Origin of the sequence: Pandoraea sp. NPDC087047 (assembly GCF_044745225.1) — a bacterium.
Classification (GTDB): Bacteria; Pseudomonadota; Gammaproteobacteria; order Burkholderiales; family Burkholderiaceae; genus Pandoraea.
The window spans coordinates 473,752-498,011 of sequence record NZ_JBIUZU010000005.1 but is presented as its reverse complement, the minus strand read 5'-3'; the positions used below and the strand labels follow the sequence as shown (position 1 = coordinate 498,011).

23 protein-coding genes are annotated in these 24,260 nt (G+C 65.2%); 9 read left to right on the top strand and 14 right to left on the bottom strand.

What is annotated here, in order from left to right:
* Positions 1-9: 9 nt before the first annotated feature.
* On the bottom strand, positions 10-345 hold the full coding sequence (locus ACIPHM_RS12465) for a hypothetical protein (RefSeq protein ID WP_400328211.1): 336 nt from the start codon (positions 343-345) through the stop codon (positions 10-12).
* A 94-nt stretch (positions 346-439) separates the two neighbouring features.
* On the opposite strand from ACIPHM_RS12465, the gene ACIPHM_RS12460 reads away from it, so the two are divergent.
* Positions 440-925: a dicarboxylate/amino acid:cation symporter gene (locus tag ACIPHM_RS12460; protein ID WP_400328209.1), complete on the top strand. Its 486-nt coding sequence runs from the start codon at positions 440-442 to the stop codon at positions 923-925.
* Between the two features lie 34 nt (positions 926-959).
* On the opposite strand, the gene ACIPHM_RS12455 is transcribed toward ACIPHM_RS12460, so the two are convergent.
* Positions 960-1,289, bottom strand: coding sequence for a hypothetical protein (locus tag ACIPHM_RS12455; RefSeq protein ID WP_400328207.1), 330 nt, complete (start codon positions 1,287-1,289; stop codon positions 960-962).
* Positions 1,290-1,610: 321 nt separating this feature from the next.
* Between ACIPHM_RS12455 and ACIPHM_RS12450 the strand changes: the two genes are divergently transcribed.
* Positions 1,611-1,952, top strand: a complete 342-nt coding sequence (locus ACIPHM_RS12450; RefSeq protein WP_400328206.1) for a zinc ribbon domain-containing protein YjdM — start codon at positions 1,611-1,613, stop codon at positions 1,950-1,952.
* A gap of 282 nt (positions 1,953-2,234) precedes the next feature.
* Positions 2,235-2,507 carry a hypothetical protein gene (locus tag ACIPHM_RS12445; protein WP_400328204.1) on the top strand — a complete coding sequence of 91 codons (273 nt, stop codon included), beginning with the start codon at positions 2,235-2,237 and terminating at the stop codon, positions 2,505-2,507.
* 31 nt (positions 2,508-2,538) lie between these two features.
* Here the strand turns inward: ACIPHM_RS12445 and ACIPHM_RS12440 are convergent, their stop codons facing one another.
* The 8 genes from ACIPHM_RS12440 to ACIPHM_RS12405 form a co-directional block, all read right to left on the bottom strand.
* Entirely contained in the window at positions 2,539-3,717 is a 1,179-nt protein-coding gene (locus tag ACIPHM_RS12440; RefSeq protein ID WP_400328202.1) for a CmpA/NrtA family ABC transporter substrate-binding protein, read from the bottom strand.
* Positions 3,718-3,726: 9 nt separating this feature from the next.
* A complete protein-coding gene (locus tag ACIPHM_RS12435; RefSeq protein ID WP_400328267.1) occupies positions 3,727-4,302 on the bottom strand; it encodes an ANTAR domain-containing response regulator in 576 nt (191 codons plus the stop codon).
* A 159-nt stretch (positions 4,303-4,461) separates the two neighbouring features.
* On the bottom strand, positions 4,462-5,229 hold the full coding sequence (gene cobA / locus ACIPHM_RS12430) for a uroporphyrinogen-III C-methyltransferase (protein WP_400328201.1): 768 nt from the start codon (positions 5,227-5,229) through the stop codon (positions 4,462-4,464).
* A 176-nt stretch (positions 5,230-5,405) separates the two neighbouring features.
* Entirely contained in the window at positions 5,406-8,117 is a 2,712-nt protein-coding gene (locus ACIPHM_RS12425; RefSeq protein ID WP_400328199.1) for a molybdopterin-dependent oxidoreductase, read from the bottom strand.
* A 33-nt stretch (positions 8,118-8,150) separates the two neighbouring features.
* Positions 8,151-8,513 carry a nitrite reductase small subunit NirD gene (nirD, locus tag ACIPHM_RS12420; protein ID WP_400328197.1) on the bottom strand — a complete coding sequence of 121 codons (363 nt, stop codon included), beginning with the start codon at positions 8,511-8,513 and terminating at the stop codon, positions 8,151-8,153.
* Between the two features lie 10 nt (positions 8,514-8,523).
* Positions 8,524-11,004, bottom strand: coding sequence for a nitrite reductase large subunit NirB (nirB, locus tag ACIPHM_RS12415; protein WP_400328194.1), 2,481 nt, complete (start codon positions 11,002-11,004; stop codon positions 8,524-8,526).
* A 350-nt stretch (positions 11,005-11,354) separates the two neighbouring features.
* Entirely contained in the window at positions 11,355-12,833 is a 1,479-nt protein-coding gene (locus tag ACIPHM_RS12410) for an MFS transporter (protein ID WP_400328192.1), read from the bottom strand.
* Positions 12,834-12,964: 131 nt separating this feature from the next.
* On the bottom strand, positions 12,965-14,134 hold the full coding sequence (locus ACIPHM_RS12405; protein ID WP_400328190.1) for an acyl-CoA dehydrogenase family protein: 1,170 nt from the start codon (positions 14,132-14,134) through the stop codon (positions 12,965-12,967).
* 198 nt (positions 14,135-14,332) lie between these two features.
* Here ACIPHM_RS12405 and ACIPHM_RS12400 point away from each other — a divergent pair, with 198 nt between their 5' ends.
* The 5 genes from ACIPHM_RS12400 to ACIPHM_RS12380 are packed head-to-tail and all read left to right on the top strand — an operon-like array spanning position 14,333 to position 19,429.
* Entirely contained in the window at positions 14,333-14,806 is a 474-nt protein-coding gene (locus tag ACIPHM_RS12400) for a MarR family winged helix-turn-helix transcriptional regulator (protein ID WP_400328189.1), read from the top strand.
* Positions 14,807-14,809: 3 nt separating this feature from the next.
* Positions 14,810-16,810, top strand: a complete 2,001-nt coding sequence (locus ACIPHM_RS12395; protein WP_400328187.1) for an FUSC family protein — start codon at positions 14,810-14,812, stop codon at positions 16,808-16,810.
* Positions 16,807-17,016, top strand: a complete 210-nt coding sequence (locus ACIPHM_RS12390) for a DUF1656 domain-containing protein (protein WP_400328185.1) — start codon at positions 16,807-16,809, stop codon at positions 17,014-17,016. The genes ACIPHM_RS12395 and ACIPHM_RS12390 overlap by 4 nt, the downstream gene beginning before the upstream one ends.
* A complete protein-coding gene (locus ACIPHM_RS12385) occupies positions 17,013-17,984 on the top strand; it encodes an efflux RND transporter periplasmic adaptor subunit (RefSeq protein WP_400328183.1) in 972 nt (323 codons plus the stop codon). Before ACIPHM_RS12390 ends, ACIPHM_RS12385 begins: the two co-directional genes overlap by 4 nt.
* A 23-nt stretch (positions 17,985-18,007) precedes the next feature.
* Positions 18,008-19,429 carry an efflux transporter outer membrane subunit gene (locus ACIPHM_RS12380; RefSeq protein WP_400328181.1) on the top strand — a complete coding sequence of 474 codons (1,422 nt, stop codon included), beginning with the start codon at positions 18,008-18,010 and terminating at the stop codon, positions 19,427-19,429.
* Positions 19,430-19,646: 217 nt separating this feature from the next.
* Here the strand turns inward: ACIPHM_RS12380 and ACIPHM_RS12375 are convergent, their stop codons facing one another.
* The 3 genes from ACIPHM_RS12375 to ACIPHM_RS12365 form a co-directional block, all read right to left on the bottom strand.
* The gene (locus tag ACIPHM_RS12375; protein WP_400328179.1) at positions 19,647-19,907 is read right to left on the bottom strand and encodes a DUF4148 domain-containing protein; all 261 of its coding nucleotides are present in this window, start codon (positions 19,905-19,907) and stop codon (positions 19,647-19,649) included.
* 372 nt (positions 19,908-20,279) lie between these two features.
* Positions 20,280-21,047, bottom strand: coding sequence for an autoinducer binding domain-containing protein (locus tag ACIPHM_RS12370; RefSeq protein WP_400328177.1), 768 nt, complete (start codon positions 21,045-21,047; stop codon positions 20,280-20,282).
* A gap of 147 nt (positions 21,048-21,194) precedes the next feature.
* A complete protein-coding gene (locus ACIPHM_RS12365; RefSeq protein ID WP_400328176.1) occupies positions 21,195-22,088 on the bottom strand; it encodes a LysR family transcriptional regulator in 894 nt (297 codons plus the stop codon).
* A 157-nt stretch (positions 22,089-22,245) separates the two neighbouring features.
* Between ACIPHM_RS12365 and ACIPHM_RS12360 the strand changes: the two genes are divergently transcribed.
* Positions 22,246-23,421, top strand: coding sequence for an MFS transporter (locus ACIPHM_RS12360; protein WP_400328174.1), 1,176 nt, complete (start codon positions 22,246-22,248; stop codon positions 23,419-23,421).
* On the opposite strand, the gene ACIPHM_RS12355 is transcribed toward ACIPHM_RS12360, so the two are convergent.
* Positions 23,321-24,256: a LysR family transcriptional regulator gene (locus ACIPHM_RS12355; RefSeq protein WP_400328173.1), complete on the bottom strand. Its 936-nt coding sequence runs from the start codon at positions 24,254-24,256 to the stop codon at positions 23,321-23,323. The two genes, ACIPHM_RS12360 and ACIPHM_RS12355, sit on opposite strands and share 101 nt — an antisense overlap.
* Positions 24,257-24,260: the final 4 nt, after the last annotated feature.

The window sequence follows — 24,260 nt, the reverse complement described above, 5'->3', positions numbered from 1 at the left end:
CCCATCGGGTCAGTCCGGCTGCGCGTCGGAACGGCGAAGGTGCTGAAGGAAGGCAAACCCGGCGCCAGCGCCACTGAGTGCGAACGTATTCGACGCGAACAACCAGATATCGAGTTGCGCCACATTCGCGGCGTCGCCGACGATACCCAGCGTACCGGCCTTTAATTCGGCATCGATCATGCCCACGGGCAGCCACGCGACACCTTCCCCCAGCAAGGCCTCCATTTTCAGCGCTTCGACCAGCGCGCTTTCGTAACGGAGCACCAGCGGAAAATCCGCTTCCCGTTCGGCATGCACGATCGCCGTGACCTTGCCGAGAAACGACTCGTTCGCATAGGCGAGCAAGGGCACCGGTTCGTTTTGACGCGGCGGTCATGGAAAGCGAGGCAAGCGCCGAGGCCGCGTACGCGAAGGCCATCGAGCAACTGACCCGTTCGGCGTGAGTCCGCGCATCAGCGCCTTCGTGCTGCCGCTGGCGTACTCGTTCAATCTCGACGGCTCGATGATGTTTCAAGCGTTCGCGTCGATCTTCATCGCGCAGGTGTTCAACATTCCGCTGACGTGGGAGCAGCAATTCTCGATGTTGCTCGTGATGATGCTGACCAGCAAGGGCATCGCGGGCGTGCCGCGAGCGGCAATGGTGGTGATCGCGGCGACGCTGCCGCTGTTCGGGCTGCCGGTCGAGGGCATGGTGCTGTTGCTGGCCATCGATCAGTTTGCCGACATGGGGCGTACCGTGACGAACGTCGTTGGCAACGCGGTAGCGACGGCCGTCACCGCCAAGTGGGAAGGCGCATTGCTGCCGTGGACGGGGGAAGCGCGTTCGGTGGATGCGGCGCTGGCGGCGCAGGAGGCGTCTCAGACGGCACACGGCACGCAGGACGCTAGCGTCATTCCCGTGACGGCGAGAGAGCGCGCCGCCTGAGCGCACGGTAACAACGCGGCGGATCTGCCTGCGATCAGTCTCCGAACAGATCGTGAGCGTCCAGAATGGCGAAAGCAATTTCCGGACGCTCCTTCAGACACCGGCGAACGGCAGCGGGAATGGTCGCTTTGGTTTTTCGGCAGAGCCCCGGATGCGCTTCGAGATGGATATCGAAGCCGCTTACCGTGCGCACTTCGTTCGGTCCGGGACCAATCTGCAAGCGAATACCCAATTGCGCATGTATCCGCGCGGCAATGCGCTTCAACTCGTCGTAGCTCTCAATGGCTTCGATCCGCGCAATCAGCCGCTTTTCCTCGGCTTGCGTCAGCATCAGGATGCGACGATCGCCCTGCGGGTCTTGCATCAGGCTTTCCCGCTCACAGGTGCAGGCACCGGGCGGGCACTCCGTGCGAAGGGGAATCTGGGTCTGCGGGGCCATAACGAGGACAGCGCAATGATTGACGAGACGGGCGTGAGCCTGTGAGTCCAGTATGGCCGGTGTGACGTCCCCGATCCATTAGGGATTTCAGCGCCGGCGTGCAGGAGCGACCCGCGCCACGCCACCGTCCGACATTCGCCGCCCCTCTCAGCCATTGAGCCATTGAGCTAGCGCAAACGATGCCATGGCCGGCAACGTTATACTCTCGCGCTCTTAATGCCATTGCTTCACTTCAGGGAATACATCATGAGCGCACTGCCCCCTTGCCCGAAATGCAACTCCGAATTCACCTATGAAGACGGGGGCGTGTGCATCTGTCCGGAATGCGCTCACGAATGGTCGGCCCAGGCGGAGGCCGCCACGGAAACGACGGCGCGCGTGTATCGCGACGCCACCGGCGCGATCCTGCAAAACGGCGACACGGTCAGCGTCATCAAGGATCTGAAGCTCAAGGGCGGCGGCGGCACGATCAAGATCGGCACGAAGGTGAAGAACATCCGCCTCGTGGACAGCGACCACGATATCGACTGCAAGATCGACGGTTTCGGCGCCATGAGCCTCAAGTCGGAATTCGTGAAGAAGGTGTAACGCTCAGTTCGCGCCAATAGTATCCGGCATCAGAAGACTCCTCGGATAAGGGGTGACAGCGGACTCACCGCCGATTCTCTTCACTTTGCGCAAGAGAGGCTTTCATTTTCACGCATTTATCGAAATGCGGCAGATCCCTACACTGTCTCACATGCAGTGAGACGGGAGGAGACGCCCGCAAAAATGACGAAACCGGCGCGCAGGGGTGCGCCGGTTTCCGTTAAGACCTCAACCGTCTCCAGCAGGTACGTGCCCCAGACGACCTCACCACACTCGACGGCCATGAAAAAGAAGATTGCTTTAGCGGCGTTTCTCGCAGTGCCCGGATCCTTCGCGATCCTCGCGCTCGTCTGTCTGCACCCTGTCCTGCGCCGCGCACTGGCTCGCGCCGCCGGCCTCGAACCCATGCTCGCCAACGTGTCGCGTCAGGTCGTGCTGCTCGCCCTCGTGTACCACCTGAACCTGCATCACCGGCATCACGAACGCGCGCTGCGCGCCTGCCGTGCACGCGGGGGCAACTGCGACGCCTACATTCCGCAGGCCCCCCAGGCGTAATCCCGGCGCAATAACGCCGTAGCCCGGCTGCTCACTTCGCCCGGATGGCAAACCCGTCGACGTAACCGCCCAGATCGGCGGCACTCGCCGCATCCCAGACCTTGCCGTCGCAAAGCACTTCACCCGCGGGCGACGACACCGCCGGTACGCCCTCGGCCCGCGCGGCCGCTTCGAACAGCGCCGTCTGATTCACGGCCGCCGACGTCTGCGCGGCATGGGCGAGGGCGTCGTCACCGACCATCCCCCAGCGCCGATACTGTGAGATGAACCACATCCCGTCCGACGGATGCGGATAGTTGACCACGCCCTCGTCGAAGAAACTCACGGGCAACAAGGCGTGCCGTCCCGACAGACGCCCGAAATCGCCGAGCAAACGGGCCGCAATCAGATCGCGCGGCGCCCCGACCCATGCCGGCTCGGCCAGCCATCCTGCCGCTTCCGCCCGATGCCCCGGCATATCGAGCCAGCGGCAGGCGCTCAGCAGCGTGCGCACCAGCGCCTGCGCCGTCTTCGGGTAACGGGTAACGAAATCGCGCCGGCTGGCAAGTACCTTCTCGGGATGATTCGGCCAGATATCGCTGGAGACCGCGACCGTCCGCCCCAGTCCGCGCGCCTGCGCCACCGCGTGCCACGGCTCGCCGCAGCAAAAACCGTCGAGCCCGCCCTCCTCCATCGCCGCCACCATATGCGCCGGCGGAATCACGATACTCGATATGTCCGTGAGCGGGTCGATGCCCTGCGCCGCAAACCAGTAATTGAGGAACATCGCGTGCGTGCCGGTCGGGAACGTCTGTGCAAACACCGGCTTGCGCCCGAGTGACGCGAGCGCCTCACGCAAGTCGCCGGTTTGCGCCAGCGCCTCGGCCAGCGACGGCGTCACCGTCACGGCCTGCCCGTTGCGGTTGAGCACCATGAGCACGGCCATGTCCTCTCGCGGGCCGCCGATCCCCAGTTGCACGCCGTACACCAATCCGTACAGCGAATGCGCGGCATCCAGTTCGCCAGTGAACAACTTGTCGCGAATGGCCGCCCACGACGACTCGCGACTCAACTCCAGCGTTATCCCGTGCTCGTGCCCCAGTTCCAGGCGCTTCGCCACGACCAGCGGCGCGGCGTCCGACAGCGCGATGAACCCCACGCGCAAATGACGCTTCTCAGGCGCACCGTCCGGCGAATGCGCGTCAGAAGCCAACCATGATGACGTCGACATGAGCTGTGTCTATCCCAATAATTCGGCAATCGAGACGAGCTGGCGCGCCACTTCGACGAGCTTCTCGCCCTGATCCATCGCCCGTTTGCGCAGGATGGCGTAGGCGTCCTGCTCGGAAATCCTGCGCCGGTCCATGAGCAGGCGCTTGGCACGGTCGATCAGCTTGCGGTCGGCCAGTTCGCTCTCGGCCTTTGCCAGACGCGCGCGCAGTTTTTCCTCATGGGCGAAGCGCGCCAGCGCCACTTCGAGAATCGGGGCAAGCCGGTCGGCGGCGAGCCCTTCGACGGAGTACGCCGTCACACCGGCGTCCACCGCAGCGCGAATCAGTGACTGATTGCCGTCCGCCGAAAACATGAGCACCGGACGCGGCGCCGCCGCATTCATCACCGCCAACTGCTCCAGCGTGTCGCGCGAGGGCGATTCGGTGTCGATGATGACCACGTCGGGGCGTTCGCTCTCCACCACGCGAGGCAACGCCTGCGGCTTGGCGACTTCGGCCAGCATCTCGCACCCCAGACATGCCAGCGCCGCCCGCAACTCGCCAATCGGCTTGTCGGTGTCCGTCACGAGCAGCACGCGCAGCATGCCCTGCGCCCCCGTCACCGCCGCAGGGCGCGTGGCAGTGACACGCGGGGCGGAAGCCGCCGCATTGCGGGGGGTGTCGGCCGGCGGATCGATGTCCCCAGCATCCGGTGTTTTCGGCAAGTTCCAGCGCTCCAATATAGGCACTGACGATACAACGTTTCAGGCTGCCCGGGCGATGACGTCGCCGCCATCGGCCCCATGGACCGCCGGGACCACTGCCGCCTCACTGAGCGCGCCGCCCACGAGCAGAATGGCCGGGCTGGCGAAGCCCCCGGCGCGCACGTCGGCCGCCAGACGCCCCAGCGATGTCACCAGCCGCCGCTCTTGCGGCGTGCCCGCCCACTGCACCGCGCCCGCCGGCGTGCCGGCATCGAGATGCGTCAGCAGCGTCTCGCTCAGTTCCTCCACCCGATGCAGCCCCATGTAAATCGCCAGCGTGGTGCCCGTCGCGGCAAGCGCCGCCCAGTTGGGCGCACTGCCGTCCTGCCGGTGCGCGGTGACGAACGTCACCCCCGCGCAATGATCGCGATGCGTGAGCGAGATACCGAGGCCGGCCGCCGCCGCGAAGGCCGCCGACACGCCGTTCACGATCTCGACGGGCACGCCCGCACGCCGCAACGCGGTCATCTCCTCTCCCGCACGGCCGAACATCAGCGCGTCGCCACCCTTCACGCGCACCACATGCGCGCCGCGTTTCGCGAAACGGCACATCATCCGTTCGATGAACGCCTGCGGTGTCGAGCGGCACCCGCCGCGCTTGCCCACGGCAATCACGCGAGCCTGCGGCGCGAGCGTGGCGATCTCCGGATTCGCCAGATCGTCGACGAGCAGCACATCGGCCTCGCCGAGCACGCGCGCCGCGCGCAACGTGAGCAGATCGAGCGCGCCGGGCCCTGCGCTGAGCAGGGTGACTTTGCCGTTTCTCATGATCGTTCTCCCTCAATTCGTCGATGTCCTGTATGTCGCTCACGTATGCCGCATGCGTATTTCGATCGCGTATTTCGATCGCCTATGTCGCCCGATTCGGTCCCGCCATCCCTCATGGACGTGGGTCGCAAAACGCCGAAAACCTTCTCTCCTGCCACGCCTGCCATTCATGCCACTCATGCCGCGCTCGTCGCCACCGCCCGCGCTGCCCCGGCCGCCGTACACATGCGCTGCAACTCCGGCACACACGAGCCGCAGACCGTGCCGCAGCCGAGCTTCGCCTTGAGTTGTGCGACGTCCGCCCCCGCGGCAATCGCCGTATTGATGCTCGACGCGCTCACCGACTTGCACTGACACACCGTGCGGTCGCGTGGCGCGGCCGGAGCGCTGTCCGCGACGAACACGGCATGACGCGCCCGCGTCCACGGCGACATCTCGCGCACCCGTGCGAGCAACGACGTCGATGCCGCAACGTCCGCCTCGCTGCCCGCGACCAGCACGCCGTCGATCAGCGTCTCGCGCCAGGCGACACGCTTGGTCATGGCCCGACGCGCGTCGCGATACTCCAGCAGCGACACGTCGCGCGGCAGCGCCAGCGCCGTATGCAAGCGCTCCAGCCAGTCCGCGTCGGGCTGATCGTCGGCAGCCGTCACGACGATGCGGTCTTCGCCCTCCAGACGCACCGCCGCAAAACGCCGCTCGGCGAGCAACGGCTGCACGGCGGCGTGCAATTGCAGCGCGTTGCCACGACGCACCGCGGCCACACGCCAAGGCAGCGTGAGCGGATCGACACGCACTGCCGCGTGTTTAAGCTCCGGCTGCTTCGAATATTTGTCGACGGCGCCGCAGGTCGTGTCGTTCACGCCACCGCCGCCGAGAAACTGGCCGCTCCAGTGCATCGGCACGAAAACGGTGCCCGAGGCGACGTCGTCGCTCACCGTCAGCATCAGCACGCGTTGGCCGCGACGGCTTGAGAGCCGCACGAAATCACCCGCACGCAGACCGCGACGCGCGGCATCCGCCGGATGCATCGTCAGCGCCGGCTCGGGCGCGTGCTCGAACAACTGCCCTACGCGCCCGGTGCGGCTCATGCCGTGCCACTGATCGCGCAGCCGTCCGGTAACCAGACGCAGCGGGTGACGCGCGTTGATCGGCTCGGCGACCGGTTGATACTCGAACGCGTGAAATCGCGCGCGGCCGTCGGCCGTGGCGAACACGCCGTCCTCGTAACGGCGCGCGAATCCCTGCACCGCACCTGCCGGGAACGGCCACTGTTGCGGCCCGCGCCGCTCAAGCAGGTCGTAATCGATGCCGCCGATGTCGAGGTCGCGACCGACCGTCAGCGAGCGATGCTCGTCGAAGATGCGCTCAATCGAGTCGAAGACGAATGGCTCGGGCGGCACGTCGAGCCTCAGTGCGAGACGTCGCGCCACTTCGCTCGCGATCCACCAGTCGGCGCGTGCTGCGCCGGGTGCTGGCACGGCGGCCCGTACACGAGAGATGCGACGCTCCGAGTTCGTGACCGTGCCCGCCTTCTCGCCCCAACTGGTGGCGGGCAGCAGCACGTCGGCGAAGGGCACGGTGTCCGTCTGATGAAAGGCCTCCTGCACCACAACAAACTCCGCCGTTGCCAGCGCCTCGCGCACGCGCGCACTGTCGGGCATCGAATGCACGGGATTCGTGCAGGCAATCCAGACCGCCTTGATGCGGCCGTCGCGCACGGCGTCGAACATCTCCACCGCGGGCAGCCCCGCCCGGTCGGACAGCCCTTGCACGCCCCACAACTGCTCGACTTCCGCGCGATGCACCGCATTGCCGATATCGCGATGCGCCGCGAGCATGGTGGCGAGGCCGCCGACTTCGCGCCCGCCCATGGCGTTGGGCTGACCGGTGAGCGAGAACGGTCCCGCCCCGGCGCGCCCGATCTGGCCGGTGGCCAGGTGCAGATGAATGAGCGCCAGATTCTTCTCGGTGCCGTGGCTCGACTGATTCAGGCCCATGCAATAAAGCGAGAGCGCCGCCGGGCTTTCGCCGAACCAGTCGGCCGCCTGACGCAACGCCGACGCCTCGATTCCGCAGATGTCCGCGACGAGTTGCGGCGGATAAGCGCGCAGCACTTGCTTGAGCGCGTCGAACCCCTCGGTATGGGCGTCGATGTAGCGGCGGTCGATGCGTCCTTCCCAGATCAGGTGATGCAGCATGCCGTGAAACAGCGCCACGTCGGTGCCCGGCACGATGGGCAGATGCAGATCGGCCATCGCCGCCGTGTCGGTGCGGCGCGGATCGACCACGATCCAGCGAATCGACGGATCGGCCGCCTTCGCCGCTTCCAAACGCCGGAACAGCACCGGATGCGCATACGCCATGTTGCTGCCCGCAAAGATCACCGTGCGAGCGGCTTCGAGGTCGTCGTAGCAGGTGGGCGGGCCGTCTGCGCCGAGCGCCATCTTGTAGGCGCTCACCGCACTCGACATGCAGAGCCGCGAGTTCGTATCGATGTTGTTGGTGCGCACCAGCCCTTTCGCGAGCTTGTTGAAGACGTAATAGTCTTCCGTGAGCAACTGGCCCGAGACGTAGAACGCCACGGCGTCCGGTCCGTGGCGGCGGATGACGTCGGCAAAGCGCGACGCCACCGTCTCCAGCGCGGTGTCCCACGTCGCGGGTGCGCGTGCGGCATCGCGTGCGCTGCGCAACTCAGGCATCAGCACGCGCCCGGCGAGCGACTGAGCGGTGAGTGGCAGCGTCATGCCCTTGCTGCACAGACGCCCGTAATTCGCCGGATGCGCGGGGTCGCCCTGCACACCGACGATGCGCTCGCCGTCGCTCTCGACGAGCATGCCGCAACCGACACCGCAATAGCAGCAGGTAGTTTGCGTGATGGTTGTCATGGGGGGCTCCGGCGCTCGGGAAGTCCAGAGAGATCAGGCCGCGACCGTCTCGGCGGCGTCGGCACTCACTGTCTCGTCAAACGACAGATACACCTCGCCCGCGTCGACCCGCACGGGGAACCGCTGTGCGCAACCCACATCGGGCGCGCAGGCTTCACCCGTCGTCAGATCGATGTTCCAGGCGTGCAGCGGACAGGTGACCTTTTCGCCGTGCACGATGCCTTGCGAGAGCGCGCCGCCCTTGTGCGGACACTTGTCGCGCAACGCGAAGACGTTATCGCTCTCGGTACGAAAGAGGGCGATATCGCCGCTCGGATGCGCCAACACCCGCGTGCCCAGACGCGGAATCGCGTTGACGTCGCACACATGCAGCCAGATCGGTTGGGATTGGGTCATGGTGATCTCCTTAGGTATTCGCCGCTTCGGTCGCCGCTTCGGTCGCCGGCGCCGCCAGCGGGGCCAGCGGGGTGAGCGGCCGGTACTCGCTGGCTTGCGCGCCGTCGATGCGCGCTTGCCACGGATCGGGCAGGCCGTCGAGCGAGAACAGCAGCCGCTCATAGAGGGTGCGACGGTTGGCGGCGTCCTCGACTACGCGCTGCTTCACATAGTCGAGACCGACACGGTCGATGTAATGCACCGTGCGATCGAGGTAGTAAGCCTCCTCGCGATACAACTGAAGGAACGCGCCGGTGTACTCCTTGACCTCCTCGGCCGTCTTCACCTTGACGAGGAACTGCGCGACTTCGGTCTTGATGCCGCCGTTGCCGCCCACATAAAGCTCCCAGCCCGAATCGACGGCGATCACGCCCACGTCCTTGATCCCGGCTTCGGCGCAATTGCGCGGGCAGCCCGAGACGGCCAGCTTCACTTTGTGCGGAGACCACATGTTCGCGAGCATCGTCTCCAGATCGATGCCCATCTGCGTGCTGTTCTGCGTGCCGAAGCGGCAGAATTCACTGCCCACGCACGTCTTCACCGTGCGGATCGACTTGCCGTACGCGTGCCCCGACGGCATGCCCAGATCGCGCCAGACATTCACCAGATCGTCCTTCTTCACGCCCAGCAAGTCGATGCGCTGACCGCCCGTGACCTTGACCATCGGAATCTGGTACTTGTCCGCCACGTCGGCAATGCGGCGCAACTCGCTCGCGTTGGTGACACCGCCCTTCATCTGCGGGATGACGGAGAACGTGTTGTCCTTCTGGATGTTGGCGTGCACGCGCTCGTTGACGAAGCGGCTTTGCGGATCGTCCACCGCCTCTTTCGGCCACGTGCTGAGCATGTAGTAGTTCAGCGCGGGACGGCACGTCGCGCATCCGTTGGGTGTGCGCCATTCGAGGAAGTCGAAGGCGGCGCGGTGCGTGGTGAGACGATGCTCGCGCACGGCGCGGCGCACGTCGGCATGCGAGAGGTCCGTGCAACCGCACACGGCCTTTTGCTTCGGGGCGGCGTCGTACGTCGAGCCCAGCGTGCTCATCAGAATCTGTTCGCACAGCCCGGCGCAGGAGCCGCACGAACTGGCGGCCTTGGTGTGCTTCTTCACCTCGTCGAGCGTGAACAGGCCCTTCTCGGTGATGGCCTTGACGATGGTGCCCTTGCACACGCCATTGCAGCCGCAGACCTCGTCGGTGTCGGCCATCGCAGCCGCTCGGCTCTGCCCTTGCGTGCCCACGTCGCCCACACTCGACTCGCCAAACATGATGCTGCTGCGCAACTCGCCCAGCGCGCGCCCTTCGCGCAGCAGCTTGAAGTACCACGCACCGTCGGCCGTGTCGCCATACAGACACGCGCCCACGAGCTTGTCGTCGCGAATCACGAGCTTCTTGTAGACGCCGCTTGCCGGGTCCGACAGCACGATTTCTTCGGTGCCTTCGCCACCGAGAAAGTCACCTGCCGAGAACAGATCGATGCCCGTGACCTTGAGCTTCGTCGAGAGCACCGAGCCGCGATAACTGCCGATGCCCATGAGGGCGAGGTGATTCGCACAAACTTTGGCCTGCTCGAACAACGGCGCGACGAGACCGTACGCCACGCCACGGTGGCTCACGCATTCGCCCACGGCGTAGATTCGCGGATCGTAAGTTTGCAGGGTGTCGGACACAACGATGCCACGCGAGCAATGCAGCCCCGCGGCTTCGGCCAGCGTGGTATTCGGGCGGATGCCCGCGGCCATCACGACGAGGTCGGCGGCGATCTCGTCACCGTTGCTGAACTTCACGGCGCGCACGCTGCCGTGGCCGTCGTCGAGAATTTCGGACGTCTGATGCGACAAACGGAACGCGAGGCCGCGCGCTTCGAGCGACTGTTGCAGCAGCTTGCCCGCCGTGCTGTCGAGCTGACGCTCGAGCAGCGTCTCGGCCAGATGCACCACGGTAACGTTCATGCCGCGCAGCTTGAGCCCGTTGGCGGCTTCCAGCCCGAGCAGGCCGCCGCCGATCACGACCGCATGGCGCTTGAGCTGCGCCGTCTCGATCATGATCTCGGTGTCGCGAATGTCGCGGTAGCTGATTACGCCGTCGAGATCCTTGCCCGGCACCGGCAGGATGAACGGGCTGGAGCCCGTGGCGATGAGCAGCCGATCGTAAGGCGCTTCGGTGCCGTCGGCACAGCGCACCACGCGGCGCGGACGGTCGATCTGCGTGACTTCCTTGCCCAGATGCAGCGTGATGCCCTTCTCGGCATACCACTCCAGCGAATTGAGCACGATGTCCTTGAACGCCTGTTCGCCTGCGAGCACCGGAGAGAGCAGGATGCGGTTGTAGTTCGGATGCGGCTCGGCCCCGAACACGGTGATGTCGTACTGCTGCGGGGCGATCTCCAGCAGCTCCTCGAGCGTGCGAATGCCCGCCATGCCATTGCCGATGACGACCAGACGAGGTTTGCGCATGGGGTCTTCTCCTGTTGCAGCGCCTTGAGCGCCCGAAAAACAAAACGGCGTCCATCCGTGCCGGAGCACAGAGGGACGCCGTTGTCCTGTGGGGTTCTCGCCGGCTGTCCCGCCTGACGTCGCCCCTGAATTCATTGCCGGCGACGCCTTTGCCGCTGGCGTTATAGCTAACGCAACAAGCGTGCCAGGCCGGACATCATCATCGGCAAAGCGTTGCCGGATAAGGAGAAGAAGGCGGGTTGTCTATGGGAAACGCCCGAAAAGCTGGCGGAATCTATTGCACCGCACCAGTGCGTCGCGGTGCGCCGCCCGACGCATATGCACCACGATGATGCGCCGCGCCGGGGCGATCAGCGCGACGTCGACGGCATCGACGGCTTGTGCCCGCTCACCTGCGCGCCCGCATCGGCAGGCAGACGCACGCCATCGATCAGCGCGAGCAGTGCGATCGCGCCCATGACGACGAACGTCCACCGGAAACTGGCGGTGCCGAACGGCGTCGCCCCAGCGACTTCGGTGATCTTGAGCACGAGCGCGCCGAGGGCGATGCCCATCCCGGTCGTCATCTGCTGGAGCGCGGAAAACAGGGTGCTCGCGCCACTCATGTCGCTGGGCGGTACGTCGGCAAAGCCCATCGTCGCGAGCGTGGTGAATTGCACCGACCGGCAGATGCCGCCGAAGAGCAGCACCAGCGCGATGACCCACAACGGGGTCGCTGGCGAGAGCAACGCGCACATGGCGAATCCCACGGCCACCAGCACGCCGTTGCCGAGCAGCACGCCGCGAAAGCCGAAGCGTCGCAGGATCGGCGTGGTCGCAGGCTTGATACCGAGGTTGCCCGCGAAGAGCGCGAGCATCAGCAACCCGGACGTCACCGCACTCATGCCGAACGCCAGTTGGAACATCAGCGGCAGCAGAAACGGTGCGCTGCCGATGGCGATGCGAAAGAGCGAACCGCCCCACACCGTCACAGCAAAGGTCTGCACGCGCAGCGCACCGAGATTGATGAGCGGATGGGGCGTGCGCACGAAGTGGCGAATCGACCACGCCATCGCCAGCAGTCCGACGGCCAGACACGCGATCACCATCGGCCAGTCGGCAGGTGTGCGGCTGGCAAGCTCGACGCCGAACATCAGCAGACTGGCTCCGACGCCGCTGGCGATGAACCCCGACAGGTCGAACGGCTTGCGCTGTCCCGGCGACGGCTTGACCAGCCACAGCGCCGCCACGAACGCGGCAATGCCCAGCGGCACGTTGATGAGGAAGATCCAGTGCCAGCTCCATGTCGACGAAATGAAGCCGCCGAGCGCCGGGCCGAGCACCGGCGCGGCCAGTCCCGGCCAGGTGATCGTGGCGATGGCGCGCACCAGCGTAGGCTTCGGCGTATTGCGCAACACGACCAGCCGGCCGACGGGCACCATCATCGCGCCCGCCAGTCCTTGCAGCACGCGGCACAGGGTGAACATGTCGAGACTCGTACTCATCGCGCACAGCACCGAAGCCAGCGTGAACAGCGCAATCGCCGAGGGGAAAACGCGGCGCGGGCCAAGCCGGTCCGCCAGCCAGCCGCTCGCCGGAATGAACGCGGCGAGCGCCACCAGATAAGCCGATAAACCGATCGAGAGCTGCGATGGCGCGACGCCGAAGTCTGCGGCCATCGCGGGTATCGAGGTGGTGATGATGGTCGCGTCGAGGTTCTCCATGAAGAACGTCGACGCCACGAGCAATGGCAACGCAGTCTGAGACGCCGTCAGCGCAGTCGTCGCACCGGGCGGCGCGGGCTGGGGCGATGCAGGGGACGACTGATGCGACGGGGACGGTTCGGACACGACGGCTCTCGGGGGCAGCGAACGCCAGCGAGTGTATTACAACCGCCGCGCCGCCGCTGCCGGAGATTGAGCGCCGCCAGTCTTGAGTCTTGTGTTGCGGCGCAGCGATCGGGCTGTTCAGCCGTTCAGCTTCAATCGTCCTGCATCAGAGCGCGCCCGATGATCAGTTGCTGAATCTGCGTGGTGCCTTCATACAGACGCAGCAGTCGCACGTCGCGATAAAAGCGCTCGACCTTGTACTCGTTGATGTAGCCTGCGCCGCCGTGCACCTGCACGCCGCGATCGGCCACGCGTCCGACCATCTCCGTGCAGAACAGCTTGGCGCACGACGCTAGGGTGCTCACATCGGCATCGCGCTTGCCCGCGGGTTTCGCGTCGTAACGCGCCGCGCAGTCCTGCACCATCGACCAGCCCGCATAGCGTTCGGCCTGACTGTCCGCGAGCATCGCCTGCACGAGCTGGAAGTCGCCGATACGCTGACCGAATTGCTTGCGTTCGCGCGCATAGGCCACGGACTCGGCGAGAATGCGCTGCGCCATGCCGCAGGCGAGCGCCGCCACGTGCAGGCGTCCCCGGTCGAGCACCTTCATGGCCGTCTTGAACCCCTTGCCCGCCTCGCCGCCGATGATGTTCGCCGCCGGAACACGTGCGCCTTGCAGCACGACGTCGCAGGTCTTGGTGCCGCGCTGGCCCATCTTCTTGTCGGGCTTGCCGAGCGACAGCCCTGGCGTATCGGCCGGCACGATGAACGCCGAGATGCCGCCCGCGCCGCCGCCGCCGGTGCGCGCCATCAGCGTGAACGCGCCCGCGCGCGGCGCATTGGTAATGAAGCGCTTCACGCCATCGATCACATAGGTGTCGCCGTCGAGCACGGCACGTGTCTTGAGCGCGGCGGGGTCCGAGCCCGCGTCCGGTTCGGTAAGCGCGAACGACATGATCAGATCGCCGCGCGCCACGCGCGGCAGCAGATCGCGCTTCTGCGCGTCGGTGCCGTCCATCAGAATGCCTTGCGAGCCAATGCCCACATTGGTGCCGAACACTGAACGAAACGCCAGCGATGTCTGCCCGAATTCGTAGGCCACGCGCACTTCCTGCACCATTGACAAGCCGATGCCACCGAATTCCTCGGGAATCGACAGGCCGAACAGGCCCATCGCCTTCATCTCGTCGACGATGGACGCGGGCACCTCATCGTGCGCTTCCACCTCGTTCTCGGCGGGCACCAGCCGCTCGCGGATGAAGCGTTGCACCGCCGCGAGCAGCAACTCGAACGATTCGTTATCCAGTCCTTTCGATGTCATCGCCCTTCCTTTGAAATATGCCGTAACACTTTCGCGTGTCTCATTCGAATGCGGCTATCTTACCCGCGCACGCCCCCGCGAGGCGCGCCACGCGTGGCTGCGCCGTCATTTCCCGCGAGCCTTCCCACGATTCCTTCGTCTGGCGCAACACCCTATTAGCTAGCATCCTAATTATTAGTTAACATATAATCTATCGCCATGACCTCCCTAGAATCGCTCCGCTTTGCCTTCACCAGCCATCTGCTGCTGGCCGGCAAACAGTGGCGCCAGTTATCGCAGGGCGCGATCGTCGAATACGGTATTTCCGCGGCGAGCGCAGGCCCGTTGCTGTTCATCCGCCGCCTCGGACAGGGGGTGCGGCAGGTCGAGCTCGCGGAATACGTCGGGCTCGAAGGTGCGTCTCTCGTGCGACTGCTCGATCAGTTGTGCGCCGCGGGTCTCGTGCTGCGCGAAGTCGATGCCAGCGACAGGCGCGCCAATGCGCTGCGGCTCACGGAGGCTGGCGAAGCGCTCGCCGAAAAGCTCGAAATCGAACTCAGCCAGTTGCGCGCGAAGGTGTTCGCAGACATCCCCCGAGAAGATTTCGAAGCGGTGTTGCGTGTGTTCGAAACGCTCAACCGCGCGGCCGGCCCGAACGGTGCCATCCTCGCGATGGAGCCCCCCAAGAAGTAAACCGTGTTCACCTGGCCATCCTCACGCGACTGGATTTTCTCGATCAAGGCGTTCGTCGCCTCGATGCTGGCGCTCTACATCGCGCTCGCGCTCGGTCTGCCGCGCCCGTACTGGGCGATGGCCTCGGTCTATATCGTCTCGCACCCACTCACTGGCGCCACGCGCTCCAAAGCGCTGTACCGCGTGCTCGGCACGTTGCTGGGCGCGGCCGCGTCCATCGCCTTCGTCCCCGCGCTCGTCGATACCCCCGAGTTACTGATGGCGGCCATCGGGCTGTGGACCGGCACGCTGCTCTATATCTCGCTGCTGCATCGCTCGCCGCGCAGCTACGTGTTTTTGCTCGCGTCGTACACGCTGCCGCTTATTGCACTGCCCGCCGTGAATACGCCGTCCGGCATCTTCGATATCGCGATTGCGCGCTCCGAAGAGATCATTCTCGGCATCGTTTGCGCGAGCGTGGTAGGCGCCGTGATTCTGCCCACCAGCGTGGCGAAAGTGCTGCACGATCGCTCGACGCGCTGGCTCACCGACGCCGCCCGCTGGACCGCCGACATGCTGTCGGCCGACCCTGACGGCCGGGCGACGCGCCACATGAGCCGGCACCGCATGGCGGCAGACATTCTGGCGCTCGACCAGTTGATCAGCCAGCTTTCCTACGACGCCGACACCTCGGAGCGCGTGCGCGACGCGCAGGAATTGCGCGGCCGCATGACGATGATGATGCCTGTGCTCTCGACGGTGGCGTCGCTCGTGCAGGCGTTGCGCCGGCATCCGAACGGTGCGCCCGAAGCACTCGAAGCGAAGATGGCCGAAGTCGTGGCCTGGCTGCGACGCGGCGCCCCCTCGCCCGCGCCCGCCCATTTGCTCAAGCCGCCACAGTCGGCTGGTGAGGCGTCGGACTGGTACGGCGCTCTGGTGGCGGCAACGGAAGATCGTCTGCGCTCGCTCGTGCAGCTCTGGCAGGACTGCGCCTCGTTGCAGCGCCGTTTCAGCCAGCATGACGACGCCCCCGAATGGACCCCCGCCTTCCCGCACTGGGAGCTGGGTGGCGCACGTCACTACGATCACGGCCTGCTGCTGTTCTCGACCGTCTCCGCCGCGCTGTGCACGTTCCTCATGGGCATGGCGTGGATTTACACCGGCTGGAACGACGGCGCCGCCGGTGTCTCGCTCGGCGCCGTCGCGTGTTGCTTCTTCGCGGCGATGGACGAACCGGCGCCCTTCATCCGCTCGTTCTTCTGGGCGACGGCCGTGTGCGTGGTGTTCGCGGCCGTGTACGTGTTCTTCATCCTGACGAATGCGCACGACTTCGGGCTGCTCATGGCGATGTTTGCCGTTCCGTACCTGCTGCTCGGCACGCTCATCGCGCAACCGCGCTTCACGATGGTGGCCATGCTCGTGGCCGTGAACACGGCGAGTTTCGTCGGGATTCAGGGCGGCTACAGCGCCGACTTCCCGGCGTTCTTCAATAGCAATATCGCGGGTCTGGCGGGCGTGCTGTTCGCCTTGCTCTGGACCTTGCAGACGCGCCCCTTCGGCACACGCGTGGCCATGCGCCGGCTGATTCATTCGAGCTGGCGCGATATCGCGAAAAACGCAGTCGGACGCTCCGTGAGCGAGCACAACCGCCTGCGCTCGCGCCTGCTCGACCGGCTGGGGCAACTCGTGCCGCGGCTGGCGGCGAGCGAAAGCGAGACATCGAGCGACGGCTTCACCGAAGTGCGCATCGAGCTCTCGGCGCTCGCCTTGCAGCGTGAGTTGCCGCATCTGAATCCAACGCAGCGCCATGCCGTCGAGGCCGCGCTCACCGACGTGGCGCGCTTCTATCAGGCGCGACTCGACGACCTGGTGAGCCGCCCCGACCTCACGTTGCAAGACAAACTGCTGGGGGCCGTGCGCTCGCTGGTAGCCCATGGCGATCAGGCCTCGCGCAGCGCACGCGCCTCGCTCATGGACATCCATATCGCGCTGTTCCCCGCCACGAAACCCGGGAGTGCCCAATGAGCGCAGAGATCGATATCTACGGCGTGTTCGTGCCGATGCTGCTGGCCCTGATGGTCGTGGCCTTCGTGCTGACGGGCGCGCTGCGCTTCGTGCTCGCACGCATCGGCTTTTACAAGCTCGTCTGGCACCGTTCGTTATTCAACCTTGCTGTGTACATCATCGCGCTGGGCGGCATTGTCGCCATCGCGCGCGCCTGCCAACCATGAAACTGAAACTTCGCTCTCTCGGCCCCGTCGTCCTGACGCTCGCGGTATCCTGCGTCGCGATCTTCGTGCTGCTGCATCTGTGGGACTACTACACCGTCGCCCCGTGGACGCGTGACGGCCGGATTCGCGCCGACATCGTGCAGGTGGCCCCCGATGTCTCGGGCCTCATCACCGACGTCGAAGTCAAAGACAACCAGCAGGTGCACCGTGGCGATCTGCTGTTCGTGATCGACCGCGACCGTTACACGCTCGCCTTGCAACAGGCCGAAGCCACCGCCGCCGCTCAACGCGCCACGCTCGCGCAGGCACGCCGCGAGAACGCGCGCAATCATCAGTTGACGGAAGTCGTCGCCAAAGAAGTCGTCGAAGCCGGTCAGGCCAAGGTCGAGGCCGGTGAAGCGGCCGTCGCGCAAGCCGACGCCGCCGTGCGGCTCGCGAAACTCAATCTCGATCGCACGCGCGTGCTCGCGCCCGCCGACGGCTATCTGAACGACCGTCTGCCGCGCGTGGGCGATTACGTGAGCACGGGCCGCCCGGTGCTCTCGATGGTCGACGCCAATTCGCTGCACGTGGAAGGCTACTTCGAAGAAACCAAGATGCGCGGCATCCATATCGGCGACAAGGTCGAGATTCGTCTGATGGGCGAGCACCATGTGCTGCACGGTCACGTGCAAAGCATCGTGGCCGGGATCGAGGATCGCGACCGCACCAGTGGCGCGTCGATGCTGCCGAACATCAACCCGACGTTCAACTGGGTGCGTCTCGCCCAGCGCATTCCGGTGCGCATTGCGCTCGACGACGTGCCCAAGGACATGCGACTGGTCGCCGGGCGCACCGCCACGGTGACGGTCGTGCAAGGTCAGGACAAGTCAGGTCAGCCGAAACAGGCCGCGCAGCCCGATAGCACCACGGCCACTTCGCTGGCTGCCGTCCCCCAAAACGGCGCCCGCATGGGAGCGCGCCAGTGAAAGCGGGGACAGCGGGGACAGCAATGAATGCGCGTTTCGTTCTGATGAGCGCCGTGGCCGCCGCCGCGGCACTCGTCGCCGGATGCACGACGGTCGGCCCGGACTATCGCCTGCCGGAGAATTCGGTGATGCGCTCGCCCGAGGCGAACGGCCCTCTCGCGAACCCGTCGCAACGCGCGGTCTCCATCGCGGCCGTGCCCGACGACTGGTGGCAACTCTACGACGATCCCAAGCTCGACGCGCTCGTCAAGGCAGCGCTCGCCGCCAACACGAACGTTCGTGTGGCCGTGGCGAACGTGCAGCGTGCTGTTGCGACATATCACGAAGTCGAATCGGAGAATCTGCCGCAGGGCGGTGTGCAGGCCGAAGCGGCTCGCGCCCAGATCTCGGGTGAGAGTTTTCTCAAGGAAGAGAAGCTGCCGGTAGTGAATATCGCCGTCGCCACGCTTGGCGTCTCGTACCAGATCGACTTCTTCGGCAAGCTGGCCCGTGCGGACGAAGCCGCACTCGCCGCCGCCGAAGCCAGTCAGGCTGCGCTCGACGTAGCGCGCGTGAGTGTGGTGGCCGAGACAGTGCGCGCTTACGTGCAGGGCTGCGCGGCCAACCACGAATACGACATCGCCAACGAACAACTGCGCTTGCAGGAGCGCAGCGTCGCCATTACCCGCAAGCTCGTGGACGCCGGTCGCGATCAGCCGACCGATCTGCTGCGTGCACAGGCGCAGGCCGACACGTTGCGCGCCGCGCTGCCGCATTTCCAGGCGCAAAACGAAGCGGCGACCTATCGGCTGGCCGTGATGCTCGGCAAAGTGCCCGGCACGCTGGACGCGAGCGTGACGCAATGTCGTCGCATCCCGCAGCTCACGCAGGCACTGCCAGTCGGCGACGGCACGGCGCTGCTCAGGCGCCGCCCCGATGTGCGTCAGGCCGAGCGCGAACTGGCGTCGGCAACGGCCAAGATCGGTGTGGCGACGGCTGACCTCTATCCGTCGATCCGCTTCGGTGCGTCGATCGGCGCGAATGGCGTGCTCGAACACTTCGGACAAGGCCGCACGGAACAATGGACCGTGGGACCGATGATCACCTGGTCGCTGCCGACCAATGGCGTGCGAGCCCACATCAAGGGCATGGAAGCCGGCGCCGACGCCGCCCTCGCCCATTTCGACGGCGTGGTGCTGGGGGCATTGCAGGAGACGCAGACGTCGCTCTCCGCTTACACACGCGAGTTACAACGCGACGACGCGCTGCGCGACGCCCGCGACAAGTCGCGTGCCGCCGCCGAGCAGAACCACAGGCTTTATCAGGCGGGCCGCGCGCCCTATCTCACGAGCCTCGACGCCGAACGCACTCACGCGAACGCCGAAGCCGCACTGGCGGCGTCCGAGACCCAGGTCGCGATGGATCAGGTCAATCTGTTCCTGGCGCTGGGCGGTGGATGGCGCTAAAAACACACAAGCCCCGTCGGGAACGAATCCTCGGGCGGGGCTGTGGTAAATGACGCGCCATGGCGTCCTGGGAACGATTCGCGCGGCACGGGCAAAGCTCGATGGCGAATCGGGCGGGCCGTCAGCGAATGCGGGAACTGCTTAAGTACTGCTCAGGTACTGCTCAAGAACGACTCGAGTACTGCGTCGACAACCGTCCAGGCTGTCTCGTCACATCTCAATTGGCAACCGGCGCTTGCGGCATCGCAGCGTGCGCAGCTTCAATTTCGGCCGTACGCTTTTGCAATTGCACCGACTGCTCGAAGGTGTACGGGAAGTTGAATTCCGTCACCGGCGAAAGCCCCAGCTCACGAGCGGCTTGCAGTTCGGCACGTACATGCTCACGGGTCACACCGCTGGACTGATCGGCAGCAAATGCCGAACCGGCCGCCATGGCCAGGCTGACCAGCGCAACGGCGCTCAACAGGCTCTTTTTCATGGAAAACTCCTTTTATCGTTTTACCTCGCTCAAGGACGCGAAAACCGTCAACCAATTAGTTTCCGTCCTCAGTAAATTATAGTTTTCCCCTACGATAGAGCCAGCCGCAAAGCGACAACACACTGTTTCGGAAAAAGTGTGAAATCAGTCGAATTCGACGTCCGAATGACTCGAAAATGGCAAATAAATGTCCCGAAATCGACTGAATACCAATGAGGAAAACGCGGCGATCTCTCGAAAATCGCACTATTTCGCCGAATGAAAAATAACGGGGGAGTGTCTGTAGAAAAATACAGACAAAGGAAATGCGCCGAAACGGCAGCGTGAGCACCGGAAATGGCGCTCACGAGAAATAGATGAATTGCGAAAAAGTCAGGGAGAAATCAGACCGGCGCTGATCGCGGCCGCAATCGCCTGATGCCGGTTCACGGCACCGAGTTTGCGCTTGGCGTTATTGATATGAAACGTCACGGTGTGCTCGGATATCTTCAGAATCAATCCGATTTCCCAGGCCGTTTTGCCGCGCGCCGCCCACAGCAGACTTTCGATCTCGCGCGGGCTGAGCTTGCCGGTACTGCGGCTCGCCACCCATTGCGTGTCGAGCTGCTGAATCGCCTGATGGAAGTACACCGCCGTCAGATAGATCTCGCCCACCATGCGCGCTTCGAGCTCGGCCGACTCTTCGGGCGACTTCGCCGTGGCTGCGCTGAAGATCGCCCGCTCGCCGGCCGCCCCGTAGATCGGAATCGACACGCCGCAAGCCAGCCCGTGGGCGCGTGCGTCAGCGAAGATCGGGTGAGGCCGCTTGTGGGCGAGAAACGTTCGCCAGAGAATCGGCAGCGGCGACAAATTGGCGGCGACGAGTACCGGATCGACTTCCGCATATCCCGCCGTTTGATATCGCTCGAGCCACGCCACCGGAAATGTCGTAAAGATATGGCGGCTCGGCATTCCCTGCGCGGTAATGAACTGATCGTCTATCTGAAATGCCGCGGCCTCTCGTTCGCGACGCGGCAATAACGGTGCATAAAACAACGCATCGTATTCCAGCGTTTGCGTCAGCTTCTGAAATTCGGCGTCTAGCGCTTCGACCGAACGGGCACCCAGCAGCCCCTCATATCGATAAAGATTGTGATGCATTGCAAGTTGCACGTTCTCAATAATGGCCAGTGAATTGCCGATATTCGCGCATTGTAGTCCGAGCTTTGCATTTTGCGGGCAGTAATTTTGACCATTAAAACAAGAATGTTATTTGACGTGGAGTGCGAATCATTTCCCCATTGAAATTTATGCCACGCTGCCCAATGCCTCCAGCGCCGAAATCACTTTTCGCAAGCCCGGTGTCAGCGGTTTATCCTGTCGCACCACAATGGCCAGCGTTCTCGAGAGTTCGGGCGTGAGTGGCGCAACACGCAAGCCGCGCCGGTGGTGCGCCGCGCTCACCGACATGCGCGGCACGATGCTGTACCCCAATCCCGCCGAGACTATTTCCTTGATGGCCTCGATACTGCCGAGCGCCATCACGGGGCGCACGCGAATGCCTGCTTGCAGAAACCACTCGTCGATCAGCAATCGGGTACTGCTCCCGGACTCGAAGGCAACCATCGGGGCAGCGGCCAGGGCTTGGGGTGTCGACGCCTGCGCCCATTCGTGATCGCCAGTCGGTGCGATAACCACGAACGCGTCGCGCAGCACCGGGGTGATATGCAGGCTGCGCCCGGCGGCAGGCAATGTCACGAGGCCGATGTCGAGCCGGTTCTCCGTCACCGCGGCGAGGACATCGTCGGTATTGCCCGTGCTCACCCGGATATCGAGCATGGGGTGACGCTTGCGCATCGCCCGCAGCATCGGCGGCAGCAGGTGAATGCAGGCTGTCGCGCCGGTCCCGATCGCCACCTCTCCGGCGACACCTCGCGCATGGCTCGACAGCGCCTGCATCGCATCTTCGACGGCGGCATCGATGCGACGCGCGTGTTCGAGCAGCGTCGCGCCGGCGGAGGTCGGCTTGAGCCGCTTGCCGACACGTTCGATGAGTCTGACGTTCAATCGCTGTTCCAACTGGCGAACCTGGAGACTCACGGCGGGTTGCGACAGCTCGAGACGAGCGGCCGCCGCCGAGAAACTCCCGGCGTCGACCACTTCGGAAAACGTATGAAGCTGATCCAGATTCAGGCGTCGCATCTCAAAGTTTTCCTTATGAACCGGATAAGATGCCAAGACTTTACCAAGAGATGAGGCAAGCGCACCATGCGCTCAGTGTCTGGCACCCGGTCCGCCCTGGCCTGTCACACTCGCCGCCGTTATTGCGCCGTCCACGACTACCGTCCCGCTTCCCGACATGCCTATCGTCCTAACGCTCGGCCTCGCGCAACTCATCAATTGGGGCGTGAGCTTCTATCTGCCGGGCGCCTTCGCGTGGCGCATCGCCCGCGACACCGGGTGGGCGCAGCCGTGGGTATTTGCGGGGCCGTCGCTCGCGATGCTGGTCATGGCGGCGGTCTCCCCACTGTCCGGTCGCTGGCTCGAGCACATGGGCGGGCGCCGCGTCATGTGCGCCGGCACACTCGTCTGCACGGCCGGCTGCCTCACGCTCGCCACCAGCACCACGCTCGTGCAGTTCTATGCCGCCTGGTGCCTGCTGGGCATCGGCATGCGCCTCTCGCTTTACGACGCGGCATTCGCCACGCTCGCCGCTCTCTATGGCAGCGCCGCGCGCCGTCCGATGACGCAGATCACGCTCATGGGCGGGCTGGCCACGACCGTCTTCTGGCCGCTCGGGAACTGGCTGGGGGATACCTGGGGATGGCGCACCGGCGTGCTTGTCTACGGAGGCTTTGGCCTGATCGCATGGGCGTTGCTGCGCAGCCTGCCGCCGACGCCTGTCCGCACGCTCACGACCGGCGCGGCGCACAAGGCCCGCGCGCCGTTGCCACTGCCGCCCGCCCTGCTCTACGGCACGATCATGGCGCTCGTGTCGATCCTGTCCTCGGGATTGGCGGCTCACCTCACGTCGCTGTTGGGCGCTCGGGGCTTGCCGGTCGGACTCGCCGCCCTGTGGGGGCTCGGGCAAGTATGTGCGCGAACGCTGGAATGGCTTCAGCCGCGGCAGGCCAGTGCCGTCAAGCTCAACCTCGTGGTCGGCTACGGCTTGCCGCTGTGCTTCGCGCTGGGGCTGGCCGGAATGTCGTCGGTATTCGCGGCCGGCGTGTTCATCTTCGTCTACGGCGCGCTGAATGGTCTGGCGACCCTGCTGCGCGCCAGCCTGCCGCTCGAACTCTTCTCACACGACGCTTATGCGCGAGCGCTAGGTGTCTTGCTCACACCGGCGTTCGCCCTGTCGGCCGTGGCCCCGTGGGGCTACTCGGTGGCGCGCGAGCACTGGGGCGACACCGCGATTCTCCGGGTCTCGCTGGTTATCGGCCTGCTGATCGCAGGTGCGGCACTATCGCTGCGGCGTCTGGCGCCGCTAGCGCCTGCTCCACAAACGTGCGAAGAAAGTCGATCCACGTTCTGACCTTCGCATCGAGGTACAGCCGCGACGCATAGACCGCGTAGACGTTCGTGCCCTGCAACTCGTACTCGGGCAGCACGCGCACCAGCGAACCGCTGCGCAACGCAGGCAGCGCCGAGAGCAACGGCACCGGCCCGACCCCGCAACCGCTGATAAGCGCCGCCGCCAGCGAATCGGCCGTGTTCACCCGCAGCCGGCCCAAGGGCACCGGCAACGTCACGCTGCCGTCGGGGCCGTCGAAGCGCCAATGTTCGACGGCGTAATGCGGCGCGTTAAGACGCACCCGGGTGTGCTGCGCCAGTTCGTCCAGCGAGCGCGGCGCGCCGTGGGCGGCGAGGTATTGCGGGGCCGCGCACAACACCGACGCCATGCGGCAGATCTGCGTCGACACGAGGCCTGAATCGGGGAGTTGAGACATCGCCAGCCGTAACGAGACGTCGATGTTCTCCTCCAGCAGATCGGGCACGCGCGAGGACAGCCGCAGATCGGCCTCGACGTCCGGGTACTGCTCAAGGAATCGCGCCAGTGCCGGCACGACGAACACCTGCCCGAAGCTCGCCGGGGCGTGCAGACGCAGCGTGCCGCTGGGCGCAGCGCTCGCCGCGCCCGCCTCGGCTTCCGAGACGTCGACCAACGCAATGATGTCGCGGCAGCGAGCGAGGTAGCGCAGGCCCGCGTCAGTGAGCGCAAGCTTGCGGGTCGTGCGATGCAGCAGGCGCGTGCGAAGGTGGGCTTCCAGCTCGGAGATGACCTTCGACACTTGCGGCGTGGTCATGTCGAGCGAACGCGCCGCGCCGGCAAAACTTGCCGCGTCGGCCACGCGCACAAAAATCCGCATACTC

Excerpts from the sequence above, each read along its gene's own strand:
- ACIPHM_RS12455 (WP_400328207.1), bottom strand. The coding sequence starts at position 1,289 with ATGCAAGACCCGCAGGGCGATCGTCGCATCCTGATGCTGACGCAAGCC.
- ACIPHM_RS12450 (WP_400328206.1), top strand. The coding sequence starts at position 1,611 with ATGAGCGCACTGCCCCCTTGCCCGAAATGCAACTCCGAATTCACCTAT.
- ACIPHM_RS12445 (WP_400328204.1), top strand. The coding sequence starts at position 2,235 with ATGAAAAAGAAGATTGCTTTAGCGGCGTTTCTCGCAGTGCCCGGATCC.
- ACIPHM_RS12440 (WP_400328202.1), bottom strand. The coding sequence starts at position 3,717 with ATGTCGACGTCATCATGGTTGGCTTCTGACGCGCATTCGCCGGACGGT.
- ACIPHM_RS12435 (WP_400328267.1), bottom strand. The coding sequence starts at position 4,302 with ATGCTGCGCGTGCTGCTCGTGACGGACACCGACAAGCCGATTGGCGAG.
- cobA (WP_400328201.1), bottom strand. The coding sequence starts at position 5,229 with ATGAGAAACGGCAAAGTCACCCTGCTCAGCGCAGGGCCCGGCGCGCTC.
- ACIPHM_RS12425 (WP_400328199.1), bottom strand. The coding sequence starts at position 8,117 with ATGACAACCATCACGCAAACTACCTGCTGCTATTGCGGTGTCGGTTGC.
- nirD (WP_400328197.1), bottom strand. The coding sequence starts at position 8,513 with ATGACCCAATCCCAACCGATCTGGCTGCATGTGTGCGACGTCAACGCG.
- nirB (WP_400328194.1), bottom strand. The coding sequence starts at position 11,004 with ATGCGCAAACCTCGTCTGGTCGTCATCGGCAATGGCATGGCGGGCATT.
- ACIPHM_RS12405 (WP_400328190.1), bottom strand. The coding sequence starts at position 14,134 with ATGACATCGAAAGGACTGGATAACGAATCGTTCGAGTTGCTGCTCGCG.
- ACIPHM_RS12400 (WP_400328189.1), top strand. The coding sequence starts at position 14,333 with ATGACCTCCCTAGAATCGCTCCGCTTTGCCTTCACCAGCCATCTGCTG.
- ACIPHM_RS12390 (WP_400328185.1), top strand. The coding sequence starts at position 16,807 with ATGAGCGCAGAGATCGATATCTACGGCGTGTTCGTGCCGATGCTGCTG.
- ACIPHM_RS12385 (WP_400328183.1), top strand. The coding sequence starts at position 17,013 with ATGAAACTGAAACTTCGCTCTCTCGGCCCCGTCGTCCTGACGCTCGCG.
- ACIPHM_RS12380 (WP_400328181.1), top strand. The coding sequence starts at position 18,008 with ATGAATGCGCGTTTCGTTCTGATGAGCGCCGTGGCCGCCGCCGCGGCA.
- ACIPHM_RS12375 (WP_400328179.1), bottom strand. The coding sequence starts at position 19,907 with ATGAAAAAGAGCCTGTTGAGCGCCGTTGCGCTGGTCAGCCTGGCCATG.
- ACIPHM_RS12370 (WP_400328177.1), bottom strand. The coding sequence starts at position 21,047 with ATGCATCACAATCTTTATCGATATGAGGGGCTGCTGGGTGCCCGTTCG.
- ACIPHM_RS12365 (WP_400328176.1), bottom strand. The coding sequence starts at position 22,088 with ATGCGACGCCTGAATCTGGATCAGCTTCATACGTTTTCCGAAGTGGTC.
- ACIPHM_RS12360 (WP_400328174.1), top strand. The coding sequence starts at position 22,246 with ATGCCTATCGTCCTAACGCTCGGCCTCGCGCAACTCATCAATTGGGGC.
- ACIPHM_RS12355 (WP_400328173.1), bottom strand. The coding sequence starts at position 24,256 with ATGCGGATTTTTGTGCGCGTGGCCGACGCGGCAAGTTTTGCCGGCGCG.